The organism is Mesorhizobium sp. WSM4850 (assembly GCF_055811735.1).
This window is the reverse complement of the sequence record NZ_JBVVPV010000080.1, coordinates 1-12942: the sequence shown is the minus strand read 5'-3', so window position 1 is coordinate 12942 and position 12942 is coordinate 1. Positions and strand designations below refer to the sequence as shown.

12 protein-coding genes are annotated in these 12942 nt (G+C 62.0%); 8 read left to right on the top strand and 4 right to left on the bottom strand.

Annotated features, from left to right (window positions below; translation table 11 throughout):
* Positions 1-111 precede the first annotated feature (111 nt).
* Positions 112-1722, bottom strand: a complete 1611-nt coding sequence (locus AC0L2Z_RS33860) for an ABC transporter substrate-binding protein (protein WP_473630453.1) — start codon at positions 1720-1722, stop codon at positions 112-114.
* Between the two features lie 298 nt (positions 1723-2020).
* Here AC0L2Z_RS33860 and AC0L2Z_RS33855 point away from each other — a divergent pair, with 298 nt between their 5' ends.
* Entirely contained in the window at positions 2021-3211 is a 1191-nt protein-coding gene (locus AC0L2Z_RS33855) for a M24 family metallopeptidase (RefSeq protein ID WP_473630452.1), read from the top strand.
* A 209-nt stretch (positions 3212-3420) separates the two neighbouring features.
* On the opposite strand, the gene AC0L2Z_RS33850 is transcribed toward AC0L2Z_RS33855, so the two are convergent.
* From AC0L2Z_RS33850 to AC0L2Z_RS33840, 3 genes are read right to left on the bottom strand one after another with little or no spacing between them, the layout of a single operon-like run.
* Complete coding sequence (locus tag AC0L2Z_RS33850; protein WP_287344163.1) at positions 3421-3840, bottom strand: cupin domain-containing protein; 420 nt, start codon at positions 3838-3840, stop codon at positions 3421-3423.
* 4 nt (positions 3841-3844) lie between these two features.
* Positions 3845-4771, bottom strand: coding sequence for a phosphoenolpyruvate hydrolase family protein (locus AC0L2Z_RS33845; RefSeq protein ID WP_473586664.1), 927 nt, complete (start codon positions 4769-4771; stop codon positions 3845-3847).
* 11 nt (positions 4772-4782) lie between these two features.
* The gene (locus AC0L2Z_RS33840; protein ID WP_473630451.1) at positions 4783-5979 is read right to left on the bottom strand and encodes a Tm-1-like ATP-binding domain-containing protein; all 1197 of its coding nucleotides are present in this window, start codon (positions 5977-5979) and stop codon (positions 4783-4785) included.
* A 116-nt stretch (positions 5980-6095) separates the two neighbouring features.
* On the opposite strand from AC0L2Z_RS33840, the gene AC0L2Z_RS33835 reads away from it, so the two are divergent.
* The 7 genes from AC0L2Z_RS33835 to AC0L2Z_RS33805 all read left to right on the top strand — a co-directional run bounded on the left by AC0L2Z_RS33835 (position 6096) and on the right by AC0L2Z_RS33805 (position 12790).
* On the top strand, positions 6096-6779 hold the full coding sequence (locus AC0L2Z_RS33835; protein WP_287230205.1) for a TetR/AcrR family transcriptional regulator: 684 nt from the start codon (positions 6096-6098) through the stop codon (positions 6777-6779).
* Between the two features lie 358 nt (positions 6780-7137).
* The gene (locus AC0L2Z_RS33830) at positions 7138-8454 is read left to right on the top strand and encodes an extracellular solute-binding protein (protein WP_091595650.1); all 1317 of its coding nucleotides are present in this window, start codon (positions 7138-7140) and stop codon (positions 8452-8454) included.
* 72 nt (positions 8455-8526) lie between these two features.
* Positions 8527-9432: a carbohydrate ABC transporter permease gene (locus AC0L2Z_RS33825; protein WP_473630450.1), complete on the top strand. Its 906-nt coding sequence runs from the start codon at positions 8527-8529 to the stop codon at positions 9430-9432.
* A gap of 1 nt (position 9433) precedes the next feature.
* A complete protein-coding gene (locus AC0L2Z_RS33820) occupies positions 9434-10393 on the top strand; it encodes a carbohydrate ABC transporter permease (protein ID WP_027153142.1) in 960 nt (319 codons plus the stop codon).
* Positions 10390-10599, top strand: coding sequence for a hypothetical protein (locus tag AC0L2Z_RS33815; RefSeq protein WP_287230204.1), 210 nt, complete (start codon positions 10390-10392; stop codon positions 10597-10599). The genes AC0L2Z_RS33820 and AC0L2Z_RS33815 overlap by 4 nt, the downstream gene beginning before the upstream one ends.
* A complete protein-coding gene (locus tag AC0L2Z_RS33810; protein ID WP_287230203.1) occupies positions 10596-11705 on the top strand; it encodes an ABC transporter ATP-binding protein in 1110 nt (369 codons plus the stop codon). The genes AC0L2Z_RS33815 and AC0L2Z_RS33810 overlap by 4 nt, the downstream gene beginning before the upstream one ends.
* Positions 11705-12790, top strand: coding sequence for an ABC transporter ATP-binding protein (locus tag AC0L2Z_RS33805; protein ID WP_287230201.1), 1086 nt, complete (start codon positions 11705-11707; stop codon positions 12788-12790). The genes AC0L2Z_RS33810 and AC0L2Z_RS33805 overlap by 1 nt, the downstream gene beginning before the upstream one ends.
* Positions 12791-12942: the final 152 nt, after the last annotated feature.

The window sequence follows — 12942 nt, the reverse complement described above, 5'->3', positions numbered from 1 at the left end:
AATCTCCCCCCTTGAGGGGGAGATGTCCGGCAGGACAGAGGGGGGTATCGTCGAGCACGGACATTACCAACTTCACCTATTGGCGAAGGTCAATCTCAATTAACCCGCAGCTCACCCCTCCAGCCAGGTGTCCGCCCAGTTCGACACCGCCCAGCGTGGGTTGTTTGCGACATTCCCAACCGTGTCCCTGACAACGCTGATGAAGCTCCATTCGGCGACATTGATCAGCGGCAGGTCGGCTGCGACCTTTTTCTGAAACTCCCTGTAAAGTTCCGTGCGCGCGGCGGGGTCGAGCGTCTCGGACGCCTTGGCGATGAGGGCGTCGAGTTCATCGTTCTTGTAGCCGCCCTGGCTGGAGAACGGCACCCCGTCCGGGATGCCGCTCTGCACCAGGATGGTGGTCGAGATTGCCGGATCGCCGCGGAACACTGGCGGCCCGACCGCAAGGTCGAAGGCGTGGTCGGTGTAGACGGCCTTGATATGCGCGGCCGAGTCGTTGTTGACCAGCTGGGCGTCGATGCCGATGGCGGCGAGCGCCTGGCGCAGATAGTCGCCGAACTGCTTGGTCTCGTTGAAATAGGGCGCCGGCAGCAGCTTCAGCGAAAAACGCTTGCCGTCGTCACCCTTGCTGTAGCCGGCTTCGTCGAGCAGGGCGTTGGCCTTGGCCACGTCGAAGGCATAGGTCGGCACATCGGCCGTATAGAACTGCGGATCGTTTTTCGGCACCGCGCCGGTGGCGGTGGCGGCATAGCCGAGGAACACCGTCTTGACGACGAAATCCTTGTCAATGGCGTGGGCGATCGCCTGGCGCACCTTCAGGTCGGCCAGCTCCTTGCGGCGATGATTGATTTCGACCACGAGCTGATAGGTCAGCGCCTCATAACCCTTGGTGATCACCTTGAGGCCAGGCACTTTGGAGATGCGGTCGAGATCGGCCAGCGGCACCGCGGAAAAGGCGGCGAGCTGGATCTCTTCGGCCTCGAGCGCGCTTGCCGCCGAGGTGCGGTCGGGCAGCACCTGATAGATGATCTCGTCGAGGTAAGGTTGGCCCTTGCCCCAATAGTCGCCATTCTTCTCCAGCCGGTAATATTCGCCTGGCTTGTGTTCGGCGAATTTGAACGGGCCGGTGCCGACAGGTGCGTTGTTGGCCGGGTTCTCCTCGATCTTTCCCGTCTCGTAGATGTGCTTCGGTACCACGCTAGTCAGCGCCGGCAAGGCGTTGCGGATCAGCTGGAATGGTGTCGGTTTGGCGAATTTGAAAACCGCCGTCAGTTCGTCTGGCGTGTCGACCGCCTCCAGATCCTTGAACACGGTGCGGCCGAGATTCTGCAGCGGCTTCCAGATCTGCAGCGCCGAGAACGCGACGTCGGCGGACGTAAAGGGTTTGCCGTCATGCCATTTGACGCCCTCGCGCAATTTGAACGTCACCGACAAGCCGTCCGCGGCGCCCTCCCAGCTTGTCGCCAGGCGTGGGTCGAGCCCGTCCTTGCCGTCGAAGGACGCCTCGGCCAGCGGTTCCACGATCTTGCTCGAAATGAAGAAGACGCCGTTGGATGCTACGATCGCCGGGTTGAGGTTGCGCGGCTCGGAATCGGCGGCGACGACCAGCCGCCCGCCTTTCTTCGGCGTCTGTGCCCAGCCGATCGTCGGCAGCGCCGTCGAAGCCAGCAGCAGTGCCGAACCGGCAAGCACGCTGCGTCTGGATATTGTGACCTCTGACATGATCGAACTCCGTCCCTCTCAGCCATTCGGCCCGGGTGGCCACTACCCTCGGACACCAGACGGCATCCTTGCAAGGGTGATTATGAGCCTTGCCGAGGGTTTCGCCAGAGACGGATTTGGCGCATCCTCATGTGGCTTTGAAAATTTTGTCCGCTGGACCAGTTACAGGGAAGCGGTTCAATCCGACCTTATCTGGTAGGACCAGACTTGTCTCGTAAGACCAGACTTGTCTCGTAAGACCAGACTGGGGACTGCCGCGATCCGATCGGCCGGCCAGGGAATTCAGGGAGAGATTAAGATGAACGTCGTTCCGGGTAAGAATGCCGTCAGCACCATCCCATTCGACCATGCCAGGGTCGACCGGCTGATGGAGGAAGCCGGCATCGATGTGCTGCTCGCCACCTCCAAGCACAACACGCAGTATCTGCTTGGCGGCTACAAGTTCATCTTCTTCGCTGCCATGGATGCGATCGGCCACAGCCGCTATCTGCCTGTTGTCGTCTACGAGAAGGGCGGCCCGGACCACGCCGCCTATATCGGCAACCGCATGGAGGGCGCCGAGCACCAGAACAACCCGTTCTGGACGCCGACCTTGCACGCCGCCTGCTGGGGCACGCTCGACGCCGCCAATCTCGCGGTCGAGCACCTGGCGAAAATCGGCAAGGGCGACGCCCACATCGGCATCGAGCCGGCCTTCCTGCCGTCGGATGCCTACACGCTGATCCGCAAGGCGCTGCCGGATGCAAGGCTTGTCGATGCGACCGATATGCTGGAGCGGATGCGGGCGATCAAGACGGATGCGGAGCTGGAGAAGCTGCGCATCGCCTCTGAACTGATCACCGATTCCATGCTGGCGACCATTGCCTGGGCGCGCGAAGGCACGACCAAGACCGAGATCATCGAGCAGCTGCGGCGCGAGGAGACCAATCGCGGCGCGCATTTCGAGTATTGCCTGTTGACGCTCGGCGCCAGCCACAACCGCGCCGGCTCGCCGCAGGCCTGGAAGACGGGCGAGGTGATGTCGATCGATTCCGGCGGCAATTATCACGGCTATATCGGCGACCTCTGTCGCATGGGCATTCTCGGCGAGCCGGATGCCGAACTCGAGGATCTGTTGGCCGAAGTCGAGGCGGTGCAGCAGGCGGCCTTTTCCAAGGTACGCTCCGGCACGCTGGGTGGTGACATGATTTCTCACGCAGAAGGCGTGCTGAAAGCGTCAAAGGTCGCGCCCTATACCGATTTCTTCGCCCACGGCATGGGGCTGATCACCCATGAGGCGCCGTTCCTGATGACCAACCATCCGGTGACCTATGAAGGCACCTATGCCGAAAAACCGCTGGAGAAAAACATGGTGCTCTCGGTTGAGACGACGATGCTGCACCCGACGCGCGGCTTCATCAAGATCGAGGACACGGTGGCCGTCACCGATAGCGGCTACGTCATGTTCGGCGACCGGGGCAGGGGCTGGAACCGGGGGGACGCTTCATAAGGCGAATGACGGTGCTGCCCCTCATCCGCCTGCCGGCACCTTCTCCCAGTAGACGGGGAGAAGGGAGCTGAGCGCGGCCCCGGCACTCTTCCTGCCAACGCTGGCGGTTGGCGAAACCATTGGTGGCAGCGTCCTTCTCCCCGTTTACGGGGAGAAGATGGCGGCAGCCAGATGAGGGGCGGCGCTGCCGAAGAAGGACATAGCCGAGCCTATTTCCCGCCCGGCGGCAGCAGCCTGAAATCCGGCAGGTCGCGCAACGCCAGTTCCGGCCCGGCCGGCGAATAGACGACGAAAAGCTGCATGGGCGCATCGCCGGTGTTCAGTGTCGAGTGGAAGCGGCTTTCCGGCACATAGATGGTGCAGCCGGGGCCGACCTTCTCGACGACCGGATTGCCGTCCTCGTCCTCGACCATCTGCTCGCCATTGCCTGATATGACGAAGATGATCTCTTCCGCACCCGGATGGTTGTGGCGCGTGTGGCCCTTGCCGGAGGGCAGGTCGACGACGCCGCCGGAAAAGCGCGTGGCGCCGTTCACCTCGGGCGCCACCGTCAGCGACAGCTTGCCCCAGTCGAAGCCGAAGGCGCTGACATCCTTCGGGTAGACAAACACCTTGCTCTTGTCGGTCATCGTCTCATCCCTTCTTTTTCTTCGCGGTCGTCTTGGCACCGCTTTTTTTTGTTTGCGCATCTGATTTTCCCAAAACCGGTTCCGACTTTTGGGTCCGCTGCTCCAGTGAGACCGCCTTGAAATCGGCAGTCTGCCTGGCGATCGCCGCTTCCGCAGGCAGCCGCTCCATCGAGCTTGCCCCGTAAAAGCCGTGCAGGCCCTTGCAGCGTTCGAGGATGTAGCGGGCATCGTCCGGCATCGAGATCGGCCCGCCATGGCAAAGCAGGATTACATCCTTGCGCACCGCACGCGCCGCTTCAGCGATGGCGTCGATCTCGGTCACGCAGTCGTCGAGCGATTTGGCCGACGTCGCACCGATCGAGCCGCCGGTGGTCACTCCCATATGAGCGACGACGATGTCGGCACCGGCCTTGGTCATGGCGCGCGCCTCATCGGGGTTGAACACATAGGGCGTGGTCAGGAGATCGAGTTCGTGTGCCGCGGCGATCATGTCGACCTCGAGCCCGAAGCCCATGCCGGTTTCCTCGAAACTCTGCCGCATCTGGCCGTCGAACAGGCCGATGGTCGGAAAGTTCTGCACGCCGGAAAAACCCATCGTCTTCAGCTCGGCCAGCAGCAGCGGCATGATGACGAAAGGATCGGTGCCGTTGACGCCGGCCAGCACCGGTGTCTTCTTCACCACCGGCAGCACCTCGTAGGCCATTTCCTTGACGATCTCGTTGGCGTTGCCATAGGCGAGCAGGCCGGCAGCCGAGCCGCGGCCGGCCATGCGGTAGCGGCCGGAATTGTAGATGATGATCAGGTCGATGCCGCCGGCCTCCTCGGCCTTGGCCGACAGCCCGGTGCCGGCGCCGCCGCCGACGATCGGTACGCCGCCGGCAATCATCTTGCGGAACTTTTCCAGGATCTTCTTGCGCGGTATGGCGGGCATGGCTTCGTCTCTCACTGTCTGGCGATGTCGAGAAAAGCCGCAACCGCAGCCTTGGCGAATTCGGGATCGTTGATGTGCAGCGGCAAGCGGATCACGCGACGCGTGTTATCCGGCAGGATCGTGCGCTCGATGGCCTCGAAGAGTGCTGCATCGGCCTCGGGGTCGAAGAAGGCGCCGCCTTCGATGTCGAGCGCCGAAACGCCCTTTTCGGGAATGAGGAACCGGACCGGTCCCTCGCAAAGGCTTAGTCTTGCACCGATCCATTCGCCGATCCTGCGGCTTTCGTCAGGCGTCGTACGCATCAGCGTCACGTTCGGATTGTGCTCGTAAAACAGCCGTCCGCTATAGCGTTCCGGAATGGTCGGCGGCGCCCAGAAATTCACCATATCGAGCGCGCCGACCGAGCCGACATAGGGCGACTTCGTGCGGGCGATCGCGCCGAAACGGTCTTCGGTTGCCGGCAGAACGCCGCCGAACAGGAGGTCGCAGACTTCTGTCGTCGTGATGTCGATGACGCCGGACAGCAAGCCGCTGTCGGCCAGCTTCTCCATGGTGCGGCCGCCGGTGCCGGTGGCGTGGAAGACCATGCAGTCATAGCTCGAACGAAGCTCGTCGGCGATCGAAGTCACGCACGGCGTGGTGACGCCGAACATGGTGAGCCCGATCGACGGTTTGCCGTCGGGCGGCGGCGCCGGTTTTGCAGACATGGCTGCTATCGCCTGGGCGGCGTTGTGCAGCACGACGCGAGACAGCCGGTTCAAGCCGGCCATGTCGGTCACCGACGGCATCATGACGATGTCGGAGACATCGACATAAGGCGCGGTGTCGCCCGAGGCGAGCGTCGAGACCATGATCTTGGGCAGGCCGAGCGGCAGCGCGCGCATGCCGGATGTGATGATCGAAGTGCCGCCACCGCCGCCGATACCGATCACACCTGAAATATCGGTGTGCGATTGGACAAACCGGGTGAAGGCGATGGCCATTGCCGCGACCGCGGTGCCGCGGTCGTCGACGCCCAGCACGGCAGTGCTGCCGTCGGGATGGTTGCCGGCGACCTCTTCGGCCGAGACATCGACCGGCACGGTCGCGTTGCGCGTTCCGACGTCGACGCGGGCGACAGCAGCACCGGTGGCTGCGACCGCATCGGCCAGAAAGGCGAGTTCCTCACCCTTGGTGTCGGCGGTGCCCACCACATAGACGCGCTTCATTGCGTTTCCCCAGGTTCGAGGCGCACTCGGCGTTGCTGCCGGCCGCTCTTTTGCCCCGGCCGTTCGGCAGCGCGAAAGGCCATTGCAATTTTTTGAGACGTGCGTATCATATTGACATGAATGTCTCACGTCAACCAGCGGCAGTGCCCGACGATGCCGGTTCTGGAGCGGCGCGCGGGCCGCGCGCCCGCACAAGGCGGTTGATGCTGGAGACGGCGACAAGGCTGATGCAGGCGGGCGCCACGCCCTCGGTCAGCGAGGTCGCCGAAGCGGCGGAAGTCTCCCGCGCCACCGCGTATCGGTACTTTCCAAGCCAGGCGGCGCTGGTGCAGGCGGTGGTCGACGAAGGGCTGGGGCCGATCCTCACCTGGAAATCGACCTCGGCCGATCCCGAGCGCCGCGTCGTCGAACTGTTCGACACGGCCATGCCACGCATCGAAGCCTTCGAGGCGACGTTCAAGGCGGCGCTGAAGCTGTCGCTCGACCAGTGGGCGCGGCGGCAGGCCGGCACACTCGACGGCGAGCCGGCCTTCACGCGCGGCCATCGCATCGATCTGCTCAAGGACGCGATCGCACCGCTCAAGCACCGGCTGCCGCCTCGCGAATTCAACCGCCTGGCACAGGCCCTGTCGCTGATATTCGGCGTCGAAGTGCTGATCGTGCTGAAGGATATATGGGGGCTGGACAGCCGCAAGATGATGTCGGTAGCGCAATGGGCAGCCGGCGCCCTGGTGCGGGCTGCAGTGATGGAATCGATGGCTGGAGGAAACAGACGTGCGCCGGCGACAGCTGCGGAATAGTATCGATCTGGTTCGACCAGATGGGGATGCCTCCTACTGACAATAGTCGGGGTTTCGTCGCGCGAACAAGGGCCTTGCGTATCAACGAGTAGGAAAATTTAAGAAAAACAGACAGATGTTGCTGGAATCTGCTTGTCTGAGGCCCTGCCATCGTCCAAGAAAGAGCTTGACGTGCGTTCGAAATTGGTAATACCAGATCAGGACAATATAGCGGGTCAAAAGTGAGGCTGCGATCCATTTCCGGTTGGGCGAGGAGGCTCGAAAACCGGAACGGTGCCATCACGGAAGGAACTACCAGGGCCGGCCTCGCCGCCGGCTCGGATGATACGGTAGAATGCGCACAAGGGAGGAAATCATCATGCGCAAGACAATGACCAGCATGCTTGCTGGTATCGGCTTAGTGCTCGCCTGCGGAACGTCCGTCTACGCGCAGGATAAGGAACTCACCATATTCTGGGCTGAATGGGATCCGGCGAACTATTTGCAGGAACTGGTCAACCTTTACGAGGCCGAGAGCGGCGTGAAGGTCACGGTCGAGACGACGCCGTGGGGGGATTTCCAGACCAAGGCGTTCACCGAATTCAACGCCAAGGGCAGCGCCTACGACATGGTCGTCGGCGATTCCCAGTGGATCGGCGCCGCCTCCGAGGCCGGTCACTATGTCGACCTCACTGACTTCTTCAACAAGCACAATCTGAAGGAAGTGATGGCGCCGGCGACGGTGAAATACTACGCCGAATATCCATCCAACTCCGGCAAATACTGGTCGATTCCGGCCGAGGGCGACGCGGTCGGCTGGTCCTATCGCAAGGACTGGTTCGAAGATCCGAAGGAGATGGAGGCCTTCAAAGCCAAGTACGGCTACGATCTCGGCGTGCCGAAGGACTGGAAGCAGCTACGCGACATCGCCGAATTCTTCCACCGTCCCGACGAGAAGCGCTACGGCGTCGCCATCTATACCGATAACTCCTACGACGCTCTGGTGATGGGCGTCGAGAACGCCATCTTCTCCTTCGGCGGCGAGCTTGGCGACTATGCCACTTACAAGGTCGACGGGATCATCAACTCCGAGCAGAACGTCAAGGCGCTCGAGGCCTACAAGGAGCTCTATTCCTTCACCCCTCCTGGTTGGGCCAAGAGCTTCTTCATCGAGGACAACCAGGCGATCACCGAGAACCTGGCGGCGATGAGCATGAACTACTTCGCTTTCTTCCCGGCGCTCATCAACGAAGCCTCCAACCCGAATGCCAAGGCCACCGGCTTCTTCGCCAACCCTCCTGGACCGAACGGCGATCAGTTCGCCGCGCTCGGCGGCCAGGGCATCTCCGTCGTCTCCTATTCGCAGAATCAGGAAGAGGCGATGAAGTTCCTGGAATGGTTCATCAAGGACGAGACGCAGAAGAAATGGGCGGAACTCGGCGGTTACACGGCAAGTGCCAAAGTGCTCGAGTCGCCTGAATTCCAGAACGCCACGCCATACAACAAGGCCTTCTACGAAACCATGTTCAAGGTGAAGGACTTCTGGGCGACGCCGGAATATGCCGAGCTGCTCATCCAGATGAACCAACGCGTCTATCCCTACATCACCGGCAATCAGGGCACGGCCAAGGAAGTGCTCGATGCGCTCGCCGCGGATTGGAACGCGACGTTCAAGAAATACAACCGCGTGAAGTAAACGGCACTAACGCTCGGAGGGGGCGGGAGCCGCCCCTTCCGTTTTCTTTTCCGGACAAGGAAGGAACGGGCCTTGGCCACTGCAGTCATGACCACGCTGGATCCCAACTCGCGCTCCGCCGTCCGCGGCATGAGCGACCTTACGATCCGCAATCTCTTCATCATTCCGACGATCGTTTTCCTGATCGTCTTCAACATCTTTCCACTGCTCTATTCGCTTGGCTATTCGTTCACCGACTTTCGCGCGTCGAGCCCCGCGGCGGCCAATTTCGTCGGACTGCAGAATTACCGCGAGCTGCTCAACGACCCGTTCATTTGGTCGAATTTCGCCATCACCGCCAAATATGTCATCGTCTCCGTGGTCGGCCAAGTCATCGTCGGCTTCGGCGTGGCGTTGCTGCTCAATCGCGATATCCCGTTGAAGGGCCTGCTGACGACACTGCTGCTGTTGCCAATGATGCTGTCGATGGCTGTCGTCGGCCTGTTCTGGAAACTGCTCTACGATCCGTCCTTTGGCATCATCAACTATACGCTTGGCCTCGGCTCCTTCGAGTGGCTGTCCAACCCCGACATGGCGCTCTACGCGGTTGCCATCACCGACATCTGGATGTGGTCGCCCTTCGTCATGCTGCTGTCGCTTGCCGGCCTGTCTGCAGTGCCGAAGCACCTCTACGAGGCGGCCGCGATCGACCGCGCCGGGTCGTTCTATACCTTCTTTCGCATTACCCTGCCCCTGGTCGCGCCGATCCTGATGATCGCGATCATCTTTCGCACCATGGAGGCGTTCAAGACATTCGATCTCGCCTACATCCTGACCAGCCAGCCGACCACCGAGGTGATCTCGATCCGGCTCTACAAGATGGCGTTCCAGGAATGGCAGACCGGGCGCTCCTGCGCGCTCGCCTACATCGTGCTGATCATGATCCTGGCGATCACCAACATCTACGTCAAATACCTGAACAAGGTGAAGGAGCGCTAACATGGCCGCTGTCACCACCTCTGCCGAGCGTTCGCTCAACAAGCTCGCCATCGTCGGCGTGCTGATCGTCACGATCATCTTCCTGGCGCCGATCTACTGGATAGCCTCGACGGCGTTCAAGCCGCGCAACCTCGCCACCACCATCCCGCCGACGGTGGTCTTCCAGCCGGAGATATCGCCCTTCGTCAAGCTGTTCACCAAGCGCTCGCAACTGCGCACAGCGCCGACGCCGGAACAATATGCCGCCGCCCCGTGGTGGGAGCGGCTGGTGTTTGACGGCGGCGAGAAGGTGGTGCGCTCGGGCAGGGGCGAGGTGCAGTGGTCCGGCTATCCGAGCCGCTTCATGAATTCGCTGATCGTCGCCATCACCTCGACGATCCTCGCCGTCGGCATGGGCACCTTCACGGCTTACGGGTTCTCGCGCTTCAAGATAAAGGGGGAACAGGACCTGCTCTTCTTCATCCTGTCGACGCGCATGCTGCCGCCGGTGGTAGTGGCGATCCCGATGTTCCTGATGTACCGGGTCGTCGGCCTCAACGACACGCATTGGGGCCTGATCATCCTCTACACCGCCTTCAACCTCAGCTTCTCCGTATGGCTGATGAAGGGGTTCATGGACGAAATTCCGAAGGAGTATGAGGAGGCGGCGCTCGTCGACGGCTATACGCGCATGGAGGCCTTCTTCAAGATCGTGCTGCCGGAAGCGGCCACCGGCATCGCCGCCACCGCCGTGTTCTGCTTCATCACCGCGTGGAACGAATATGCCTTCGCGCTGATCATGACCAACCGCCGCGCCCAGACGGCGCCGCCGTTCATTCCAAGCCAGGTCGGTTCCGGCCTGCCCGACTGGACGGTCATCGCCGCCGGCACCTTCCTGTTCCTGCTGCCGGTCGCCATCTTCACCTTCCTGTTGCGCAACCACCTCCTGCGCGGCATGTCCTTCGGAGCGATCCGCAAATGATCCGCCATGCTACAATCCAGCGCACAGCCGAGATCGTGATGGTGCTCGGCATCATCGCGCTCTGCCAGCCGTGGAACCTCTTTCTGCACCGCTACGGGCTGACGATCATCATTGTCGGGCTGCTGACGTTCATGATCACGGGCTGGGTCGGTCCAAGGCAGGAGCCGAAGGCGACCGGCGCACCGGAAAAAGAAGGTCAGGCATGACCCAGATCGAGCTTCGTGGCGTCCAGAAATTCTTTGGCGCCGTCCAGGTCATCAAGGACCTCAATCTCAAGATCGACGACAACGAGTTCATCGTGCTGCTCGGCCAGTCGGGCTGCGGCAAGACGACGACGCTTCGCGCAATCGCCGGGCTGGAGACGATCGACGGCGGCGATGTCCTCATCGACGGCAAGCCGGTCCAGCATCTCAAGGCTGCCGACCGCGACATCGCCATGGTTTTCCAGTCGTTCTCGCTCTATCCGCATATGAGCGTCTACGAGAACATCGCTTTTCCGTTGCGGGCCATGCGCAAGAGCAAGGCGGAGATCGACGGCGAGGTGCGCTCGGTCGCCAAAGTGCTGCAGATCAACGATCTGCTCGGCAAGAAGCCGTCGGCGCTGTCGGGTGGCGACATGCAGCGCGTAGCAATCGGCCGGGCGCTGGTGCGGCGGCCGAAGGCGATGCTGATGGACGAGCCGATCGGCGCGCTCGACGCCAAGCTGCGTGAGGAGATGCGCGCGGAGATCAAGCGGCTGCACATCAAGCAGGGCTCGACCACCATCTACGTCACCCACGACCAGATCGAGGCGATGAGCCTTGCCGACCGCATCGTCATTATGCATGAGGGCGTTCTGCAGCAGGTGGGCAGCCCATCGGAAGTGTATAAGCACCCGGCCAATCTGTTCGTCGCGCAATTCGTTGGCTCGCCGGTGATGAACGTTGCCAATGCGGCGGTGACGATGAACGGCTCCGGCGCCAGGGTCACCGTCGATGGGGCCGCGGAAGGGTTCGTTTTCCCGGCCGAACTGGTCGGCCAGCTTGACGCCGCGAACGTCGGGCAGGACCGCCTTGCGCTCGGCATCCGCCCCGAAGGCGTGATGGTCTCGCGCGAGCCGGCGGACGGTTATCTGCCGGTCGAGGCGCACATCATCGAACCGCTTGGCTCCTACGACATCGTCGACCTCAAGGTCGGGGCACAGATGTTGCGCGCCCGGACCCGTTCCGGTTTCGTCGGCAAGCCGGGGGTCCAGGTTTTCGCAAAGCTCGACCCGGCGCAGGCGCATTTCTTCGACACGGCAAGCGGCAATTCGCTGGGGGTGAGACTCTGATGGCCCATATCCAGCTCAAGAACATCTCGAAGACATTCGGCAATCACACCGCATTGACCGGGCTCAATCTCGATATTGCCGACGGCGAGTTCTTCGTCCTGCTCGGCGAGACCGGCGCCGGCAAGACGACGACGCTGCGCATGATCGCCGGCCTGGAAAAGCCGGACGAGGGGCAGATACTCATCGACGGCGCCGATGTCGCTGACTGGGGTGCGGCCGAGCGCGACGTGGCGCTGGTGCTGCAGCAATACTCGCTCTATCCGCGCTACACGGTGCGCGAGAATCTCGAATTCCCGCTGAAGCCGAAAATCCGCCGCATCGAGCCTGACGAGATCAAGACGCGCGTCGACCGCGTTGCCAAGACGTTGCGTATCGAGCATCTGCTCGACCGCAAGACGGATCGCCTCTCTGGCGGCGAGATGCAGCGCGTCTCGATTGGTCGCGCCATCGTCAGGAAGCCACGCGTATTCCTGATGGATGAGCCGTTGTCGGCACTCGATGCCAAGCTGCGCGAGGCGCTGCGCACCGAGCTGAAGAACATCCAGATGAACCTTGGCCAGACCTTCCTGTTCGTCACGCACGATCAGATCGAGGCGATGTCGATGGGCGACAAGGTTGGCGTGCTCAACCATGGCCGTATCGTCCAGACCGGCACGCCGTACGAGATCTACAACAATCCGCGCGACACATATGTGGCGAGTTTCGTCGGCTCGCCGCCGATGAACCTCATCGACGGCAAGCTCGTCGACGGCCGCGCGGTGATGGCGCCGCTGAATTTCGAACTGCCTTTTGCGGGGGGGGCCAGGACGAGCGCTTCGACCGACGGTCGCCCGCTCGTCTTCGGTATTCGTCCCGAGGATGTCTATCTCGAGAGCGGGGCACCGGTGGAAGCGCGCGTCCACGATGTCGAGAACCATGGCGTCGAAAAGATCCTGACGCTGCGGGTCGGCGACGCCATGCTGCGGGCCACGGTGCCGGCCAAAACCGATGTCGAGATCGAGCAGCCGGTGCGCTTTGCCTGGGATCCAGACAAGGTGGTGCTGTTCGACAAGGGTACCGGGATAAGCCTTCGTCACGCAGGCTAAGGCGCGTCTACGGCTGGAGCTGTGGTCAGGCTTAGCCGGCTTGACGGGTCTCAGCCTGTTCCTCGGCGCGAAAATGTCGACCGTGAACTATCCGCAAGCCATTGATCTGGCATGTTGATTGAGGCGGATAGCGGCTTTGGAATTGCAGGATT

Excerpts from the sequence above, each read along its gene's own strand:
- AC0L2Z_RS33805 (WP_287230201.1), top strand. The coding sequence starts at position 11,705 with ATGGCCCATATCCAGCTCAAGAACATCTCGAAGACATTCGGCAATCAC.
- AC0L2Z_RS33815 (WP_287230204.1), top strand. The coding sequence starts at position 10,390 with ATGATCCGCCATGCTACAATCCAGCGCACAGCCGAGATCGTGATGGTG.
- AC0L2Z_RS33850 (WP_287344163.1), bottom strand. The coding sequence starts at position 3,840 with ATGACCGACAAGAGCAAGGTGTTTGTCTACCCGAAGGATGTCAGCGCC.
- AC0L2Z_RS33855 (WP_473630452.1), top strand. The coding sequence starts at position 2,021 with ATGAACGTCGTTCCGGGTAAGAATGCCGTCAGCACCATCCCATTCGAC.
- AC0L2Z_RS33830 (WP_091595650.1), top strand. The coding sequence starts at position 7,138 with ATGCGCAAGACAATGACCAGCATGCTTGCTGGTATCGGCTTAGTGCTC.
- AC0L2Z_RS33810 (WP_287230203.1), top strand. The coding sequence starts at position 10,596 with ATGACCCAGATCGAGCTTCGTGGCGTCCAGAAATTCTTTGGCGCCGTC.
- AC0L2Z_RS33840 (WP_473630451.1), bottom strand. The coding sequence starts at position 5,979 with ATGAAGCGCGTCTATGTGGTGGGCACCGCCGACACCAAGGGTGAGGAA.
- AC0L2Z_RS33835 (WP_287230205.1), top strand. The coding sequence starts at position 6,096 with ATGAATGTCTCACGTCAACCAGCGGCAGTGCCCGACGATGCCGGTTCT.
- AC0L2Z_RS33820 (WP_027153142.1), top strand. The coding sequence starts at position 9,434 with ATGGCCGCTGTCACCACCTCTGCCGAGCGTTCGCTCAACAAGCTCGCC.
- AC0L2Z_RS33845 (WP_473586664.1), bottom strand. The coding sequence starts at position 4,771 with ATGCCCGCCATACCGCGCAAGAAGATCCTGGAAAAGTTCCGCAAGATG.
- AC0L2Z_RS33860 (WP_473630453.1), bottom strand. The coding sequence starts at position 1,722 with ATGTCAGAGGTCACAATATCCAGACGCAGCGTGCTTGCCGGTTCGGCA.